This is a genomic window from Priestia filamentosa, from assembly GCF_900177535.1.
Classification (GTDB): Bacteria; Bacillota; Bacilli; order Bacillales; family Bacillaceae_H; genus Bacillus_I; species Bacillus_I filamentosa.
The window spans coordinates 205933-220430 of record NZ_FXAJ01000004.1; the positions used below are offsets into that span (position 1 = coordinate 205933).

At 33.5% G+C, this 14498-nt stretch carries 16 protein-coding genes and 1 tRNA gene; 14 read left to right on the forward strand and 3 right to left on the reverse strand.

What is annotated here, in order from left to right:
* Positions 1 to 59: 59 nt before the first annotated feature.
* Complete coding sequence (locus B9N79_RS17185; protein WP_085118703.1) at positions 60 to 590, forward strand: phosphatidylglycerophosphatase A family protein; 531 nt, start codon at positions 60 to 62, stop codon at positions 588 to 590.
* A 39-nt stretch (positions 591 to 629) separates the two neighbouring features.
* Here the strand turns inward: B9N79_RS17185 and B9N79_RS17190 are convergent, their stop codons facing one another.
* The 3 genes from B9N79_RS17190 to B9N79_RS26215 form a co-directional block, all read right to left on the reverse strand.
* The gene (locus tag B9N79_RS17190; RefSeq protein ID WP_167555131.1) at positions 630 to 1100 is read right to left on the reverse strand and encodes a GNAT family N-acetyltransferase; all 471 of its coding nucleotides are present in this window, start codon (positions 1098 to 1100) and stop codon (positions 630 to 632) included.
* A 70-nt stretch (positions 1101 to 1170) separates the two neighbouring features.
* Positions 1171 to 1923: an arylamine N-acetyltransferase family protein gene (locus B9N79_RS17195; RefSeq protein ID WP_019393793.1), complete on the reverse strand. Its 753-nt coding sequence runs from the start codon at positions 1921 to 1923 to the stop codon at positions 1171 to 1173.
* A 102-nt stretch (positions 1924 to 2025) separates the two neighbouring features.
* Positions 2026 to 2163 carry a hypothetical protein gene (locus B9N79_RS26215; RefSeq protein ID WP_019393792.1) on the reverse strand — a complete coding sequence of 46 codons (138 nt, stop codon included), beginning with the start codon at positions 2161 to 2163 and terminating at the stop codon, positions 2026 to 2028.
* A 143-nt stretch (positions 2164 to 2306) separates the two neighbouring features.
* Here B9N79_RS26215 and B9N79_RS17200 point away from each other — a divergent pair, with 143 nt between their 5' ends.
* The 13 genes from B9N79_RS17200 (at position 2307) to B9N79_RS17265 (ending at position 14480) form a co-directional block, all read left to right on the forward strand.
* Positions 2307 to 2657 (forward strand): hypothetical protein, encoded by a 351-nt coding sequence (locus tag B9N79_RS17200; protein WP_048896700.1) that lies wholly within the window; start codon positions 2307 to 2309, stop codon positions 2655 to 2657.
* Between the two features lie 124 nt (positions 2658 to 2781).
* Positions 2782 to 2853: transfer RNA gene (locus B9N79_RS17205), tRNA-Val, on the forward strand.
* Positions 2854 to 2971: 118 nt separating this feature from the next.
* Positions 2972 to 3889: a tyrosine-type recombinase/integrase gene (locus B9N79_RS17210; protein WP_205635671.1), complete on the forward strand. Its 918-nt coding sequence runs from the start codon at positions 2972 to 2974 to the stop codon at positions 3887 to 3889.
* Between the two features lie 207 nt (positions 3890 to 4096).
* Positions 4097 to 4879, forward strand: coding sequence for a hypothetical protein (locus tag B9N79_RS17215; protein WP_085118711.1), 783 nt, complete (start codon positions 4097 to 4099; stop codon positions 4877 to 4879).
* A gap of 2394 nt (positions 4880 to 7273) precedes the next feature.
* Positions 7274 to 7489, forward strand: a complete 216-nt coding sequence (locus B9N79_RS17220) for a BhlA/UviB family holin-like peptide (RefSeq protein WP_085118714.1) — start codon at positions 7274 to 7276, stop codon at positions 7487 to 7489.
* Between the two features lie 92 nt (positions 7490 to 7581).
* A complete protein-coding gene (locus tag B9N79_RS17225; protein WP_085118717.1) occupies positions 7582 to 8016 on the forward strand; it encodes a hypothetical protein in 435 nt (144 codons plus the stop codon).
* Between the two features lie 152 nt (positions 8017 to 8168).
* Positions 8169 to 9044 carry an SU10 major capsid protein gene (locus B9N79_RS17230; protein ID WP_085118719.1) on the forward strand — a complete coding sequence of 292 codons (876 nt, stop codon included), beginning with the start codon at positions 8169 to 8171 and terminating at the stop codon, positions 9042 to 9044.
* Between the two features lie 89 nt (positions 9045 to 9133).
* A complete protein-coding gene (locus tag B9N79_RS17235; protein ID WP_085118722.1) occupies positions 9134 to 9340 on the forward strand; it encodes a helix-turn-helix domain-containing protein in 207 nt (68 codons plus the stop codon).
* 157 nt (positions 9341 to 9497) lie between these two features.
* Entirely contained in the window at positions 9498 to 10304 is an 807-nt protein-coding gene (locus tag B9N79_RS17240) for a hypothetical protein (RefSeq protein WP_085118725.1), read from the forward strand.
* A gap of 276 nt (positions 10305 to 10580) precedes the next feature.
* Entirely contained in the window at positions 10581 to 11630 is a 1050-nt protein-coding gene (locus B9N79_RS17250) for a hypothetical protein (protein ID WP_085118730.1), read from the forward strand.
* Positions 11631 to 11991: 361 nt separating this feature from the next.
* Positions 11992 to 12231, forward strand: coding sequence for a hypothetical protein (locus B9N79_RS17255; RefSeq protein ID WP_085118733.1), 240 nt, complete (start codon positions 11992 to 11994; stop codon positions 12229 to 12231).
* Positions 12228 to 12617 carry a hypothetical protein gene (locus B9N79_RS17260; protein ID WP_085118736.1) on the forward strand — a complete coding sequence of 130 codons (390 nt, stop codon included), beginning with the start codon at positions 12228 to 12230 and terminating at the stop codon, positions 12615 to 12617. Before B9N79_RS17255 ends, B9N79_RS17260 begins: the two co-directional genes overlap by 4 nt.
* A 261-nt stretch (positions 12618 to 12878) precedes the next feature.
* Complete coding sequence (locus B9N79_RS17265) at positions 12879 to 14480, forward strand: terminase large subunit domain-containing protein (protein ID WP_085118738.1); 1602 nt, start codon at positions 12879 to 12881, stop codon at positions 14478 to 14480.
* Positions 14481 to 14498 lie beyond the last annotated feature (18 nt).

The following is a 14498-nucleotide window of genomic DNA, read 5'->3' on the forward strand; positions in this document are numbered from 1 at the left end:
TCACATGATACAATGAAAAAGAAACACCTTACTGCGTTCATAAGAGGAGGAACTACATAGTGAAAAAAAACCCTTTTGTTTCAAGCAAAGAAATTACAGAAGCAACCTTCAATTTATTAAAAGAACGTGGCGTCACTGTTGTGGATATAGCCGAAATTGTTTTTGAAATGCAAAAGCCCTACAATGATAAGCTAACAATCGAAGAATGCGTTACAAGTGTTGAAAGAGTTCTCACAAAAAGAGAAATTCAGCACGCTATTCTTGTTGGAGTTGAGCTTGATAAGCTTGCTGAAAAGGGGATGTTATCAGAGCCGCTTCAAACGATTGTAGAACAAGATGAGGGGCTGTTTGGTGTTGATGAAACAATTGCTTTTGGGGCCACATTAACATACGGAAGTATTGGTGTTACAACATTCGGTCATCTTGATAAGTGTAAAATTGGTATTATTAATAAACTTGATACAGATAAAAAGAGAGGCGTTAATACGTTTCTTGATGATCTTGTCGCAAGCGTTGCGGCAAGTGCAGCAAGTCGTCTTGCTCACAAACAACGTGATTTGCTTGAAGAAGAACAAGAACGAGTTAATTAATAAAAAGATCATCCTAATTTTGTTAGGATGATCTTTTTATTAATGGAGTTCATAAGACATTAATTTTCCAATTTCTTTCATACCAAGGCGGTTATAAAAAGCAACAGCATTTTGATTAAATGACCACACATTAAGATGAATTGTCCTTGCTTTATTTTGTATAGCCCATTTCTTTACTTCTTCAAACAGTTTACGTCCAATGCCGCTCTTTTGATGAGAAGTATCAACGCCTAAGTAGTACATGTAAGCAGCACGCGAACTAGAACGTCCAATTCCAGAACTAGTTGCCGTAAGTTCAGTTATTGAATATCCAATAAGTTTTCCATACTCTTCAGCCACCAGTATGTGAAAGTTAGAACCATGAATCATTGTCTGATAATCAGGGTAGGGGATGACTGTTCGCGATATAGAAAAAAGCTCTGGAAGTGCATTAGCATGCATACGCTGTGACTCAAATAAAAGCGTGTTTAGGGCTCTAAAGTCTACAAGTGTTGCTTTTCGAAAGTTCATAACCGTCTCCTCTCCGTGTTCATCCCAAGATAAAACAGTATATGAGTAAAAGCCAAATAGGGTGTTAAGTTTATAAAGAAGAGGAAGGAATATGAAAGTAAGTTTGTAAAATATGAAAAAACTGATCTTCTTTGAATGTTTTTTTCGTTTTGGTTTCTTCATGCGCAATTGTTAGCGTATTATCAGAGAGTGTTACACGTCCTCTTGGCGTAGCGATTGTTACAATTCTACGACCTGTAAAAGGAGAAGTAGGAGACGTTTGAGTAAAGATACAGGCTTCTTTAAAGGAATCTGCAGCTTTTTCTTCTGTAGAGAAGAGATATTTTGTTATCCATTTTCCATTCAGCTTTTTTTGTAAGCAAAAGTGTTGCTGAGACTTGGAAATTCGATGTGTTCCACTAACATCGCGAACCATTTCACCTGAAAGAGGCAGTGGTTGCCGAACTGAATCTCCAAATCCAACATCAACAAGATATTCTTTTCCATTAAGAAGAACGAGCGTTGTAGCATGGCTTTCTTCTCTAAATGCTTTTCCTTGTTCATCTTGAACAGTGGCGCTAAGAAGTTTTGCTTGAAATCCGATTTCTTGTAAAAAAGCACAAAAGAGACTATTTAGCTCATAGCAAAACCCACCACGATTTTTCTCAATGATTTTATGAAAAAGAACATCTTCATTTAACACAATCTCTTTTTTATAGACAACATCTAAATTTTCAAACGGAATATGAAAAAGATGCTGTTGTTGTAAATAAGTTAGATAAACGAGCGTGCGCTCTTGTTTAAATACGGCATGAATTCTCTCTAAATAGCGTTCAATATTCATACAAAAGCCCCCTTTTGTTAACAGCCGTTCTTTTATAAGAATATCAAACACTGACTAATTTTGTCATATAAAAAAGGAACAGAGAAGGGCTCTGTTCCTTTTTTATTTCTTTTCTTCATAGGCAATCAATACAATATGCTCATTTAAAGAAGAAGCAATTTCTTGTTCAAGCTGCTGAACTTTTTCAAGCTGAACTTTTGATAATTCCGCAACTGGGTAACCTTCATATTTTTTGTCCATTTTAATCCCTCGTTTTCTAAAGTAAGAAAGCCATTTATTAGAATATCCGAGGTGTTAATTTTTATCCGGAATTTTTTGTATAAAAATAAGGAAACTGTACAGTCTATGAAATGGATAAACATAACAACATGGAGGTTTTTACAATGAAAAAATGGCTTTTAATTCTCGCAGCATCTCTACTCGCAAGTTTTGGTCTTACTGCTTGTAACAATAACGGAAATGACGATAATAATCAGCAGGAAGAAAACGACGTGACCGATGATAATGGCACAGATAATGAGAATAATGATGAAAACATGGACGAGAACATGAATAATGAAGATACGAACACTACAGATGATAATACAGACAATGATAATGATGGAAATACAAATGATGCAGACGACAATGACAATATTGACGATGATGCAAATATTAATGACGATGGCGCTGATAACAATGATGATCCTAATTACAGCGGTGACGAGAATAAAAAAGATGATGACAACAAGTAAGAAAAAAAGGCTGACTAACACTCAGCCTTTTTTCTCTTTTAGGACTGTCTCCTATTTTGTGAGCTGCGTATAAAAAGGTTGACAATAAGGGAAGCAATCCATAAAATTAAGTCTATACTATGTTGATCTGATAGTTCAGCGGGAGAACACTACCTTGACAGGGTAGGGGTCGGGGGTTCGAATCCCTCTCAGGTCATTACCAAAAGCGTATCAAGGGTTTAAGCGGATTTTAAACAACTGAAAATGTTGTGGTCGTGTACGAACCTGTTACGATCATTGGAAGTCACTTTGCAGATAATGCGAGGTGGCTTTTTTTGTTGTTAAAATTTGCGATTCAAGATTTTTTAGACGATAGAGAGTTTAAAAATCTCTCTACTACTACAATTACCAACTACAAAGATATTCTTAAACAATTTTTAGATTTCTGCAACGAGAATGAAGTCTTAAATGTTCAAGATATTACCCCTAATACAGTGAAGAAGTTTCTAATTCATTATCAGAAGAAAGGAAACAATGTCACTACTACTAATTCTAAGCTTCAACGTATTAAAGCCTTTCTTAATTACATGATTGAGATTGAGGTTATTTCTAAGAGTCCTGCGGATAAGATTAGGCGTTCTAAAGAGGATATTAAGATTGAAGTGTTTACGGATTATCACATTAAAACTATGTTGAACTACTACAGACGCATAAAGCAACGAGAGAAGGCTTTCTTTGCCTATAGAGATTACTGTATGATAGTCACTTTGTTATCAAGTGGAATTAGATTAACAGAAATGTGCAATTTGAGATGGAATGATATTGATTTTAGAAATGAAACTTTAGGTGTACTAGGTAAGAACCGTAAATATGAAACAATTCCTTTAACGGATAAGTTAATTAAAGAACTATCTGCCTACAAAATGTATTGTGAACAAACAGTTGGTAAAGATGATGTGAATGAATTTGTATTTACTAATGTTTATAACAAGAAACTTACACCTGACGCAGTTAAAAGTATATTTAAAAGACTATCAAGGGTTATGAATTTTAAAGATGTACGTTTATCTGCTCATACTTTTCGTCACACCTTTTGCCAACGTTGTATCCAGTCGGGAATGAGTACCTTTGCTATACAGAAGCTTATGAGACACAGCTCTATAGCAGTTACAGAGAAATACGCAGCGATGTGGGGGAATGATTTAAAAGAGCAAAATGATAAACATAATCCCCTTAACAATTTAGATATTTAATCAACTGAAGACTTATGTAACGAGTAAACAAAAAAGAGGTAGGACGCTCACAACGTCTTACCCCTTTGTGACATTTTGGACTAACCAAACCAAAACATCAAATATTGACAATTTGATTGTACCTTTTTTAAAAAGTGAGGTCAAGTAGGTTAGTTCAATCTGTCCATTCAATCGAACGTATGTTTCTAATGAGTGGAGGATAATCTAATGAAAAGTGGAAATATTAATCAATATAAAAGTTTGAGTCAATTTGATACTTTGAAGTCTTTTAATAACTCTATAGAGCAGTGGATGGTCGATTGTAAGAGTAAGTTTACTAAGGGTGAATTGGTAGCCCTAAAACGCCTTGTACGCTTCTCTGCTAAGGTGTTTGGAGTATGTAATGCAAAGATAGGTACAATAGTTAAAGCCACTCATGAGGGTACTGTAGGCATTTCCAGAAGCACATTCAAACGAATGTTAAAGAAGGCGCAAGAAATGAATCTTCTTACTGTTCATCATACTTTTAATTATGGTAAACAAGGGCATAGTGTTTATGTATTCAATCCCTATCAATCTATGAATCAACAACAAGATGTATCTATTTCAGAATCAATTGAACCACTGCAACAGGAGCAAATTGAACCACTAGAAAACTATACTTCTCTTAAAACTAACAATATAAATAATAAAGAACGTAGCAGTGATCGATTAGATAAGAAATACACCTCTTCAAATGTGCCTAAAGAGTTCACTGATCTAGCAGGTTGTTATTATGATGACTATAAAGTTATTGAAGAGCTTTATAAATGTGTAAAATTATCTACACGTTATTACTCTTACTATACGCAATCAGACCGTACAGAATTGGCTTGCAATGCCTTTAGACAACTAATTCGTAACATAAAGCAAGGTAAAGGTGTGAAGAATATTTACGGCTATTTCTGGGGCATTCTGAACAGGATTATGGATAATGAATACTCCATGTGGTTGTTCGGAGAGAGTGCTTGATATACCTGACTTCAATTTTAAGGTGTCTATCGTCCTTTCTTAGAGGTTTAAATTTAATTATAGTGTAATTAGTCTCTTTGATATTAAAACACCTTATAAGAGAAAATAAACAATATTAAGTGTAATTATAAAATAAGATAAATTTATCCACTGTAAGTATGTTAAGAAATTTTAAAATCGCTGAATCATGCATCACTGTAGGCTTTATAAAGGTTAGGTGATTTTCTCTTATTATGATATAAGAAAAATTCATGTCCAAAAGCTTGATACCCTCAAATCCCTTGTGAGAGTAAGGCTCAGAGAATTAGCAAAAATTTTTGCTTAAAAAGTGAAAGCCGAAACCCATTGGTACTATTGAGTTTATCGCACATTTGGAGTGAATTTGTAGAATAGTCTTTAAAGGAGACTCTAGGGCAGGACACTGTGTCCAGTCCTGAAATCTCATTTCACAAGTTTGTGAAACAGGGGTCAAATTTAACCCTAGTATCAAATTCGATACACAGGTAAGGTCTTAGGTATTTCTCCTATGACCAAAGAGAGGTCTTCCGATTTTCAGCGACTACCGTATAGAGGTCGTCACTGTTTCAGTTACGAGTGAAGAAAGTTTGTGAAGTGACCACATTCTAAAACGAACCGATTTCCCTTGCCACCATTAGTGTTATGCGCTTTCAAAAAACCAAACTAAGTTTGTGAAAAGTGCTCTCAAGCTATATGGCTCTAGGGTTACGGCTATTTTGAGTTAGCAGTGGTTAAAGGAGGTATTTTATAAAATTTATGTGTATAAACTATAAACGCTCAAACCCCTTGGGAGAGTAAGGCTCTAGCGTTTAGCATCATATTACCTTAAATTACCAAACGTTAAACTCCTTGTCTCTCTAAGGCTCAAGGTACTTCAGAGTCAAAAATCTAGAATAGTCGTTAAAGGAGCATAAAAAACTCTTTACCTAACTAAAGTGTACAAAACTCAATCATATCAAGGGTTAGAGCAATCACTAAATAAAAAGATAACCGTCTTTAAAGGAGACAAAAAAGCGATAGGGTGAGTTTCAATTCAGAATCCCTTTAAATCAACATTAATGACGCTGAGTTTCATTTTACACTTTTTTACATATCGTCAAATCCATTGTCATATATAACCTTTAAGGGTGTCTATATCGAAAAATTATAATAGTCTTTAAAGGAGGCACTAAAAAATGTGTCACGATGAGTTTTAATTCAAAATGTTGTTAAATCAACGTTTATAGAACTGGATTTACTTTTACATTTATTTACATACCTCTAAAACCCTTGTGACTACTACGTTTAAAGGGTGTTAATAGCGAAAAAAGATAATTCGCTGTTAAGGAGCTTTTTTAAAATGTAACGCACGAGTTGCAAAGTGCCCTTTCATCAAGAATGCTCAAACTCCATGTGGGAGTAGAGTTAAAGGGGTGTTGAATGAGGAAAAAGATAATCGTCTTTAAGGGAAGGGTTATATATGTGAAGTTTTAGAAAAGTTCTATATCCTTTATCAGAGTAAGGATTAGTAAGATCAAGCAAATTTCCTTATTGTGATAAGTGATATAAAATTTATGTCCACATTTAGAAAAACGTTGTATCTGTTGGGAGAGTACGACTTAAAGAGTATTGGCAAAATTGCTTATTAAGGTAAGGGGATAAAAACGTGTATAAATAGAAAAGTGCTAAACCTCTTGTCACTCTAAGGATAACAGTTGTATGGTAATTTCTTTTATTATGGTAAGACATATGAAAAATGAATTTAGGAAAATAGAGAATTCCTGAACCTATTGGGAGAGTATGATTACAGGCTACATGGCAAAACGCTTATTATGGAGAGACGAAGAATGTTTGAAGTTTAGACACCCCTCAAACCCTTGTGGCTCTAAGACAATAGGCTACGTTGCCAAAACGCTTATTATGGAGAGACGAAGAATGTTTGAAGTTTAGACACCTCTTAACCTCTTATGGCTCTAGGTGTATTAGTACTATTGCATTTTTCCTTATTATGAATATAAGCTCAAAACAAATTCCGGTTTATAAAAATCTCAAATCTCTTGTCTCCGTTGAGGTTCAGGAATTAGTAAATTTTAAGCACTTTTAGTGAACTCTTGAAAGTCTTGTGGGAGTGAGAGTCTGGCGATTATAAATGTGAAATTTAGAATAGTCTTTTAAGGAGCTTTTCATTGAGTATTGGATAAATCTAATATTGAATGAAGGGTTTTTATTTATTTTTCCCTTCAACTTTACTTAAAGTCATAATAATATTTCCTACTTTCACTTTTTTTACTTTTCTCACTTTCCTTGTTTGGAGTGTCGTCATGGCACTCCTATTTTTCTATCTAAAACTATATTTTTTTAGTTATATTTTTAACCATTAGGAAAGGAGTGAACAGGATGGACTTTAATTCAATCCCCTATGAACTAATTGCAGGACAAGGAGTATTTGGTGTCTTGTTTATTTGGTTACTACTTACAACTATGAAACGTGCAGAGCAGCGTGAAGATAAACTAATTGCTCAAATTGAAAAGCAAAACGAAAGCCAATCACGTATTGTGAAAGCCGTTGAACGTCTAGAAAAACAAATCTCTACATTGAAATCAAAGTTTTAATATGCCCATCAACTTGAAAGGAGTGAGGAAAGTGTAAAAGTGAATAGTAAAACAAAAATATTTAAAATTTTAATCTAAAAGGAGATGGTTATGTGAGTGAATCTTTTACTCAAGAACAGGTTAATGAAGCAATTGAGAACGCCAAGAATGAATGGATTGAACAAGAACTTAATCCAATTGCAACTGAGCGTGACGACTTACTTCAATATAAACCTAAAGAATTATCAGAAGCAGAGAAGGCTTTTCAACAACAACAAGCCGAATTTAATCAACAGAAAATTAGTTTTGCAATTGAAAAAGCAGGATTAACTGAGTTTGCAGAGTTTTTACAGGTAGATGATTTAGAGAAATTAGAAGATAAGATTAATAGCTTTAATGACTTACTAACTAATGTAAAGAATCAAGTTAAAGTTGAATTAGGTTATAAACCTGCCGATCACAGAAAAGATGATGAATACTCCGTCTTTGAACAAAATAAAGACGTAAGAGGTATGATTGGAACTAAGTTTGCCAAATTATTCAAATAATAAATAAAGCTTATATATATAAGGTACGCTTAGTACTAAGTTTGCTAAATTATTTAAATAGTACATAAAAATTATATAACAAAATTGTTTTAAACGTCCTAAAAGGGCGCTTTTTTTATACCCAAAATACAAATTAAAAGGAGAAATGTTAAATGTTTACATCTAAAAATTTCACACAATCTGAGGTTATTTCATTATCTAAGGAAATCGCATTAATTGGAGTAGAAGCAACGCCATTCACATCATTACTAATGAGCAAAGGCAATATTGAAAAGGCACTAAGCACTGTATATACGTGGAGAGAAAAGACTATTGATACTACAGATGATATTAGTGCCGTAGAAGGTTCAGACGATATTGTTTTCTATGAGTCTGCTAGAAAAGAACTTAATAACGTATTAGAAATCTTCTCTAAAGGTGCTAAGATTTCAGGAACTGCAATCGCTATGCAATCAGGTCAATTGGATCAAGAGATTGCGGAGAGAATCCTTGAATTAAAAATTAATATGGAAAAGAAATTCTTATTAGGAACTAAAGATACAGGTGAAGCTTCAGGTATTCGTAGAATGGGTGGCCTTGTTGCATTTGCAGATGAGGGTAACGCAGTTCCAGTTACTGGTGCAGTTACAAAAGATACGATTAAACAGGCTATGCGTAACCTATGGAATCAAAACTTGGCAGAAGGACAATATTACCTATTTGTAAATGCCGACATTAAAGAGCAAATTGACGCTTTATATGAAGGTGCATATGGTTATCAACATAAAGAAACTAACTTTGGTCTTATTGTAGAGACGCTTAATACAAACTATGGAGTTGTAAATGTAGTTCTTTCTAAACATGTACCAGCCGATAAAGCAATTCTATTCAATGATGCTTATGTAGACCTTGCTTATCTACGTCAACCACACTTTGAGCCACTTGCAAAAACAGGTGATAACGTGAAAGGGATGGTTATTGCAGAAGCGACACTTAAAGTAGGTTCTAAGAAAGCAGTAGGAGTTATTACAGTAACACCGCAGGCTTAATAAACTAGTCCAATATTCTAATCTAAAAGGTGGGGTATGGGCTAGTTTTAGTCTGTGCCCCATTTTTTTTTTATTAGAAGGAGGACGCAATGTTAACAGAACGAGAAAGTTATTGGATTAAACGTAAGAGAAACAAAATTAAAATGATTGACCTTGCCAAGTATATAGGCATTAGTCAAGCAGCCGTAAGTAAGTTTGAAAATGGAAAGATAGATTTTAAAGAGAGAAATTTAGAAAAATACAAGGAATTTATAGATAGTTATGAAAGGAAAGGTGAAAAAGGTGAGAGGTTTTAGGATATAGCCACTCTCTTTGTGTACGCTCATTTAGGGTGTTTCAAGGAGATATGGCAAAATCTATATCAATTGTACTTGATGGAGTTGCAACACTTAACACATGGGTTATGGCCAATTTTAGAGCCTAATCCTGTTTATTATGCTTAAAGAAAGTTTAATGAAACAATTACCCCCATTTGTAAATGAAACTCAATTGGAACATGACTTGATGCTTGGTGATGATGTAGATAGCTTCTTGGGGTGTAATTTATTACAAGAGATAACTAACGGTAAATGGAAGGTAAACTATTACTTCAATTTTCAAAACACATATCAAATAAATAAAACGTCCTTAAAGCCTATTGGTGTTGATATGGCTCTAGGACGCTCAATACGCACGTTTGATAATCATTTAACACAATTGTTCCCCAACAGTTATGCTAATCAAAACTGCGTTAATTTGAATGTTTACAATAACATCACTGTCCAATCATATGCTAAAAAATACCCATTGTCAACATTGTTGTTAATTATGAGTATATATGACATTCCATTGCCAAAAACACAGTTAGGTAAAGAAATATTGTTATCTGTAGACTCATCACATAAGGGTTTCTATGCTTCAAATAGCTATTTTAAAAGTATCTATATCAATTGGTTAGAGGAAATTGGCTATACAGAGTTGATAGATGTTTTGGACAAAAGGAATAAAGAATATTTTCATAAGGTACAGAACCATTACAACTTAAATGATAAAATTTTACTTAATGAAGAAGGACGTTTACATACCAACATTATGATAAATGAGATACAGCCTCATTTTGATTACAAATTAAGCTTACCAGAAGAGAAGTTTAAGTTAAAAAAGAAATATAAACATATTAGAACACATGCCTATGATAAGCTACCGCCAACGGATCAAATTATTAACCTTGTTTATCCATATAAAGATAAGGTTATGTACAACTATATTCCGCAGGATTAAGTCTTGCGGAGTATTTATTTTAACTAAGGAGACGATCATATGAAACAATCTAAATACTTTTTTTGCTACAATGCACGTTTATCTACATTTCTAAGAGAGGTTAAGCAATTGGACTACATTACTATTGCCAAACATCCAGCGTCAGATGCGAAGTTTACCCTATTTGAGCAAAGTGAGGCTCTTCAAATTGGAATTAAAGAATATAAACAGTTAACTAAGTAATACCGATATAAAACTTAAACATTAAACTAATACGATTAATCAGGAGAGATATATATGAAAATTGAATTCATAAAAGATGGCAAAGTATTTAAGAATCATAGAGTTATGTGTGAGGAGTTGGGATTAACTTTTAAGAACAATACTAATAGTAAGAAGTCTCAACTCAAAGAATTAAGCTGTTATTGCGATTGGCATAAATCAGGACATTCAATTGTAATTGATAAAGTATTTGAAGTAGCTCATAAGAAGGTGGAGAACAGAGGGAAGTCTAGTGTCTATAGTGATATGGTACAGGCTCTAATCCTTCATACACTTGCAAAGTCTAAAAACAAACAAATTGCGATTAGTCGAAATAATTTACTGTATCATATCAACATGATTAATCAAAACTATGGGTTTTGTAGTATTAATGTTGGTAAGTTATCGAGGTATCTTTCAATAGAAGAAGATGTTGTGTATGACTTTTTTAATAAAAGCAATGGAAGCTTAAAAGGAGTTATAGAAACAGCTATCTGTAACTTAGAGAAAGATAACATTATAAAATATGAAAGAACATTTAAAGTACGTGAGATGGATAATCAAAATCACAGAGAAGCTAAAGCAGAAGAGAAATACATTATCAATGCTTGTAACAAAGAGATATTGGATAAGTTAGGATATAGTTCTATTTCAGATGTAATGATGACAAGAGATTGGTTTGAGTTCAAACATGAGTCTCAAAAAATGATACAGAAACAAGCTAATATTGCTTATTACTATAATGCTTATAAACTAGTACTCTGTGATGAATACTTAAATGAAGATTCTCTTGAAGAGTTCATATTAGCTGAGGATCAAAAAGTACAATTAAGAGAGCAGTTAAATGCCACAGTGAAAGAACAATTTATGTTAAGCGCTCAGAAAAGACATGATAAAGGGTTCAATAGTCGTAAAATGAGTAAGCACCGTATGGATACTAACTATTTAAAGCATATGGATACACTAATTCAATTATTAATTGATGACTCTCAATTAGATATACACCAAGCTATTTCAGAAGTAGATGATTATACAATTGAAGGAGACTTAGCTAGAGAGATGGAAGAATTGTCTTTTGGACTCTAAAAAATCGACCATTTTTCTCTGCTATTATATAAAACCTATAACAGTATATAAGAATGAGCGATTTTATATATTATTGTAGTTTGAATGTAAATAAAGAATATCCAACGCAAATACGTCAGTATTTAAGTTGAGATGTAGACTAAGCTCGCTTAGGATGCATCTGAATAATCACTACATAAAGTTAGAGAACGTAACGAACATATACCATACACATAACGAGAAGCAAGCTACCGCAAGTCTAAGCAAAGTGCGCTTATCCTTTTGCTTGCCATCTAAAAAGAAGAGCACTTTTTATCTGTCACAATTCTTTTTTTTATTAATCAATCACATAACTAATATTTAATCAAATGGAGGAATCGAAATGGAAAATAATCAATCATTCACAGAGTTAGTAGACGAGACTAAAGGTAATATTACTGAGTTAGATCAATTAATCTTAGAGATAAGACAGGATGCAAAGAAATTTCAGGAGGAAATAAAAAATATACCCAATTATTATGATGAAATCTTAGAGGTTATAGCTGAGATTAGAGAGCGAAATGAAGCCTATAGAAAAGAAACGGTGTCTCTTTTTAAAGAAGCAAGAGGTGAAGCAGTATGAATATATATGAAGCATTAAAGCAAGTTGAGGAGAAGAAGGCTCAATACTTTCAGTGGAAGCATGATATTCGTTATGATCGTACAATTCCTAAAAAAACAGAGGAGGAATTCTTAAAGCAGGTTGACCGTAAGACATTGAATCCTTTTATAAAATGGGAGAAAAGTGGAGAATACAAGTCATTAATCTTATTACTTTTAGGAAGCCAAGTATCTCAGGACTTACAAGACGTTTATAACGCTGTCTTAGATAAGGCTAAAAATGGTGATAATATCAACGACTTTATGAAGTTGTATAAGGAAATCAATAGTAACGCAGAATTAGCAGCGAAGAGTTTTAATGTTATTGAAGAAGATGAAGAGGAAGAAGATGACGGATTAGAGGTTTAAAAAGTGATTCACTTTTCGGATTGCAGTTTAAATATATTCGAGTGTGCGCTGATATTTTCGGATTGCACATTGACGTTATCAAACTGCAATCGGTCTTCACGTTTGGAAACTGTTGATATAACTGGTACTATACATTATCGAACTGCAATCAGGTTCAAGTCCGACTGCAAGCATGTTGCCACAGGACTCTACGTTGCAATTAACTTTTGTTTTATGACTAATGATGCAACTAAATGCAAATTTAGATAAGGAGGTAAATAGATGACAATTAAACCTACAACAATGAAAAAGCTTAAATTGATCGAGAAAGATTTTATAAAGTATGCAAAGAACCATATTAAAATTATTGATAACAACAATGACACTATTCCTTTTGTTCTCAACAAAGAGCAAGAGGATTTTTTATATTCAATGACCAAATTCAATATCATTCTAAAAGGGCGGCAAATAGGCTTTACAACCTTTTCATTAGCATACATGCTTTATTCTGCTTGTACTAGACCTGATACCTCTTATCTTATTATGACTCACCATAGTAACGTTACATCTTCTATATTTAATAAATTGAAAAAGATGTACAACTCTCTGCCTCATGAAAAATTTCCAGACTACTTTCCAAAGATTAAAATTAGTAATAGAGCCGAGTTAACACTACAGAATGGAAGTCGTGTCATGGTGGCAACGGCAGGTGGAGATGATTCAATTTCAGGTAACACATTTCAAATGATTCATTTGTCAGAGATGGCAAAGTATCCAACAGAAGCACAGGAGGAAATCATTGCAACGGCTATACCTGCACTTGCCAAGAACCCTGATAGTCGTATTGTTATTGAGTCAACGGCAATGGGTTATAACGAATATCAAAAGATGTTTATGAAGGCTCATAGAAGTAAAGATTCAGTGTGGAAAGCACACTTCTATTCATGGTTGGCTAGTGCTTATTCTAATCAATTTAAGCATACTTTTGATGAAGCCGAAGCATGGTATAAGGCTAATAATGGACGTAGAATGAGTAAGAAGGATTTAGAATTTGATGAGATTGAATTACATAATAGTTATAAAGCAAACTTTAGACAGTTAATGTTTAGACGTTATTACATACAGACTAACTCATTAGAAAAATTTAGACGTGAATTTCCAACTACGCCTGATGAAGCTTTCCTTACAACTAATACATCTGTTTTCGATACTATGAAAATTATTAAGCGTATTGAAAACGTAATGCCACCATTAAAAGGTAGAGAAGTATTAACGGAGTTACCACAAAGTTTAAAGCAGTATCTTAATAAACAACTCTTTATTTATCATCTACCTAAAAAGGGAGAACGTTGTTTTGCAGGCGTGGACGTGGCTAGTGGTAGTGGGGGAGATAATGATTCATCTACTATGAGTATATTTGATAATGAAGGTCAACAATTAGCTTCTTTCTATTCCAATGAGATTCCAGTATATGAGTTTGCAAAAATAGTAAATGACTTAGGCAAGTTCTTTAATTATGCTTTTATTTGTGTTGAGCGAAACTATTTAGGAAAACCGTTACTTGAACGACTGCGTAAAGAGTTAGGTTACATGAACCTGTTGAAACAACGAATGTTTAATGAAAAGAATAAGAACAAGATACAGTTAGGTTTTATGACTACCGATACCACTAAGCCTACATTAATTAGTGATATGAAAACTAACTTTGAGTTAGGCCTTATCAATATAGAATGTGTTCAAACCTTAGAAGAAATGAAGATATATGAAGAGGTTAACGGTAAGTTTGGTAACAAGAAAGGGAAAGGTCTGCACGATGATTTAGTTATATCTGTAGCAATGGCAAGCCAAGCACTAAAAGAAAACAAATACTATGTAGCAATTTAGAGGTTTAGTTCAGTTGAA

Bases quoted from the DNA above. Each gene is read 5' to 3' on its own strand.
- B9N79_RS17190 (WP_167555131.1), bottom strand. From the start codon at position 1,100: ATGAACTTTCGAAAAGCAACACTTGTAGACTTTAGAGCCCTAAACACG.
- B9N79_RS17195 (WP_019393793.1), bottom strand. From the start codon at position 1,923: ATGAATATTGAACGCTATTTAGAGAGAATTCATGCCGTATTTAAACAA.
- B9N79_RS26215 (WP_019393792.1), bottom strand. From the start codon at position 2,163: ATGGACAAAAAATATGAAGGTTACCCAGTTGCGGAATTATCAAAAGTT.
- B9N79_RS17200 (WP_048896700.1), top strand. From the start codon at position 2,307: ATGAAAAAATGGCTTTTAATTCTCGCAGCATCTCTACTCGCAAGTTTT.
- B9N79_RS17215 (WP_085118711.1), top strand. From the start codon at position 4,097: ATGAAAAGTGGAAATATTAATCAATATAAAAGTTTGAGTCAATTTGAT.
- B9N79_RS17220 (WP_085118714.1), top strand. From the start codon at position 7,274: ATGGACTTTAATTCAATCCCCTATGAACTAATTGCAGGACAAGGAGTA.
- B9N79_RS17230 (WP_085118719.1), top strand. From the start codon at position 8,169: ATGTTTACATCTAAAAATTTCACACAATCTGAGGTTATTTCATTATCT.
- B9N79_RS17235 (WP_085118722.1), top strand. From the start codon at position 9,134: ATGTTAACAGAACGAGAAAGTTATTGGATTAAACGTAAGAGAAACAAA.
- B9N79_RS17240 (WP_085118725.1), top strand. From the start codon at position 9,498: ATGAAACAATTACCCCCATTTGTAAATGAAACTCAATTGGAACATGAC.
- B9N79_RS17250 (WP_085118730.1), top strand. From the start codon at position 10,581: ATGAAAATTGAATTCATAAAAGATGGCAAAGTATTTAAGAATCATAGA.
- B9N79_RS17255 (WP_085118733.1), top strand. From the start codon at position 11,992: ATGGAAAATAATCAATCATTCACAGAGTTAGTAGACGAGACTAAAGGT.
- B9N79_RS17260 (WP_085118736.1), top strand. From the start codon at position 12,228: ATGAATATATATGAAGCATTAAAGCAAGTTGAGGAGAAGAAGGCTCAA.
- B9N79_RS17265 (WP_085118738.1), top strand. From the start codon at position 12,879: ATGACAATTAAACCTACAACAATGAAAAAGCTTAAATTGATCGAGAAA.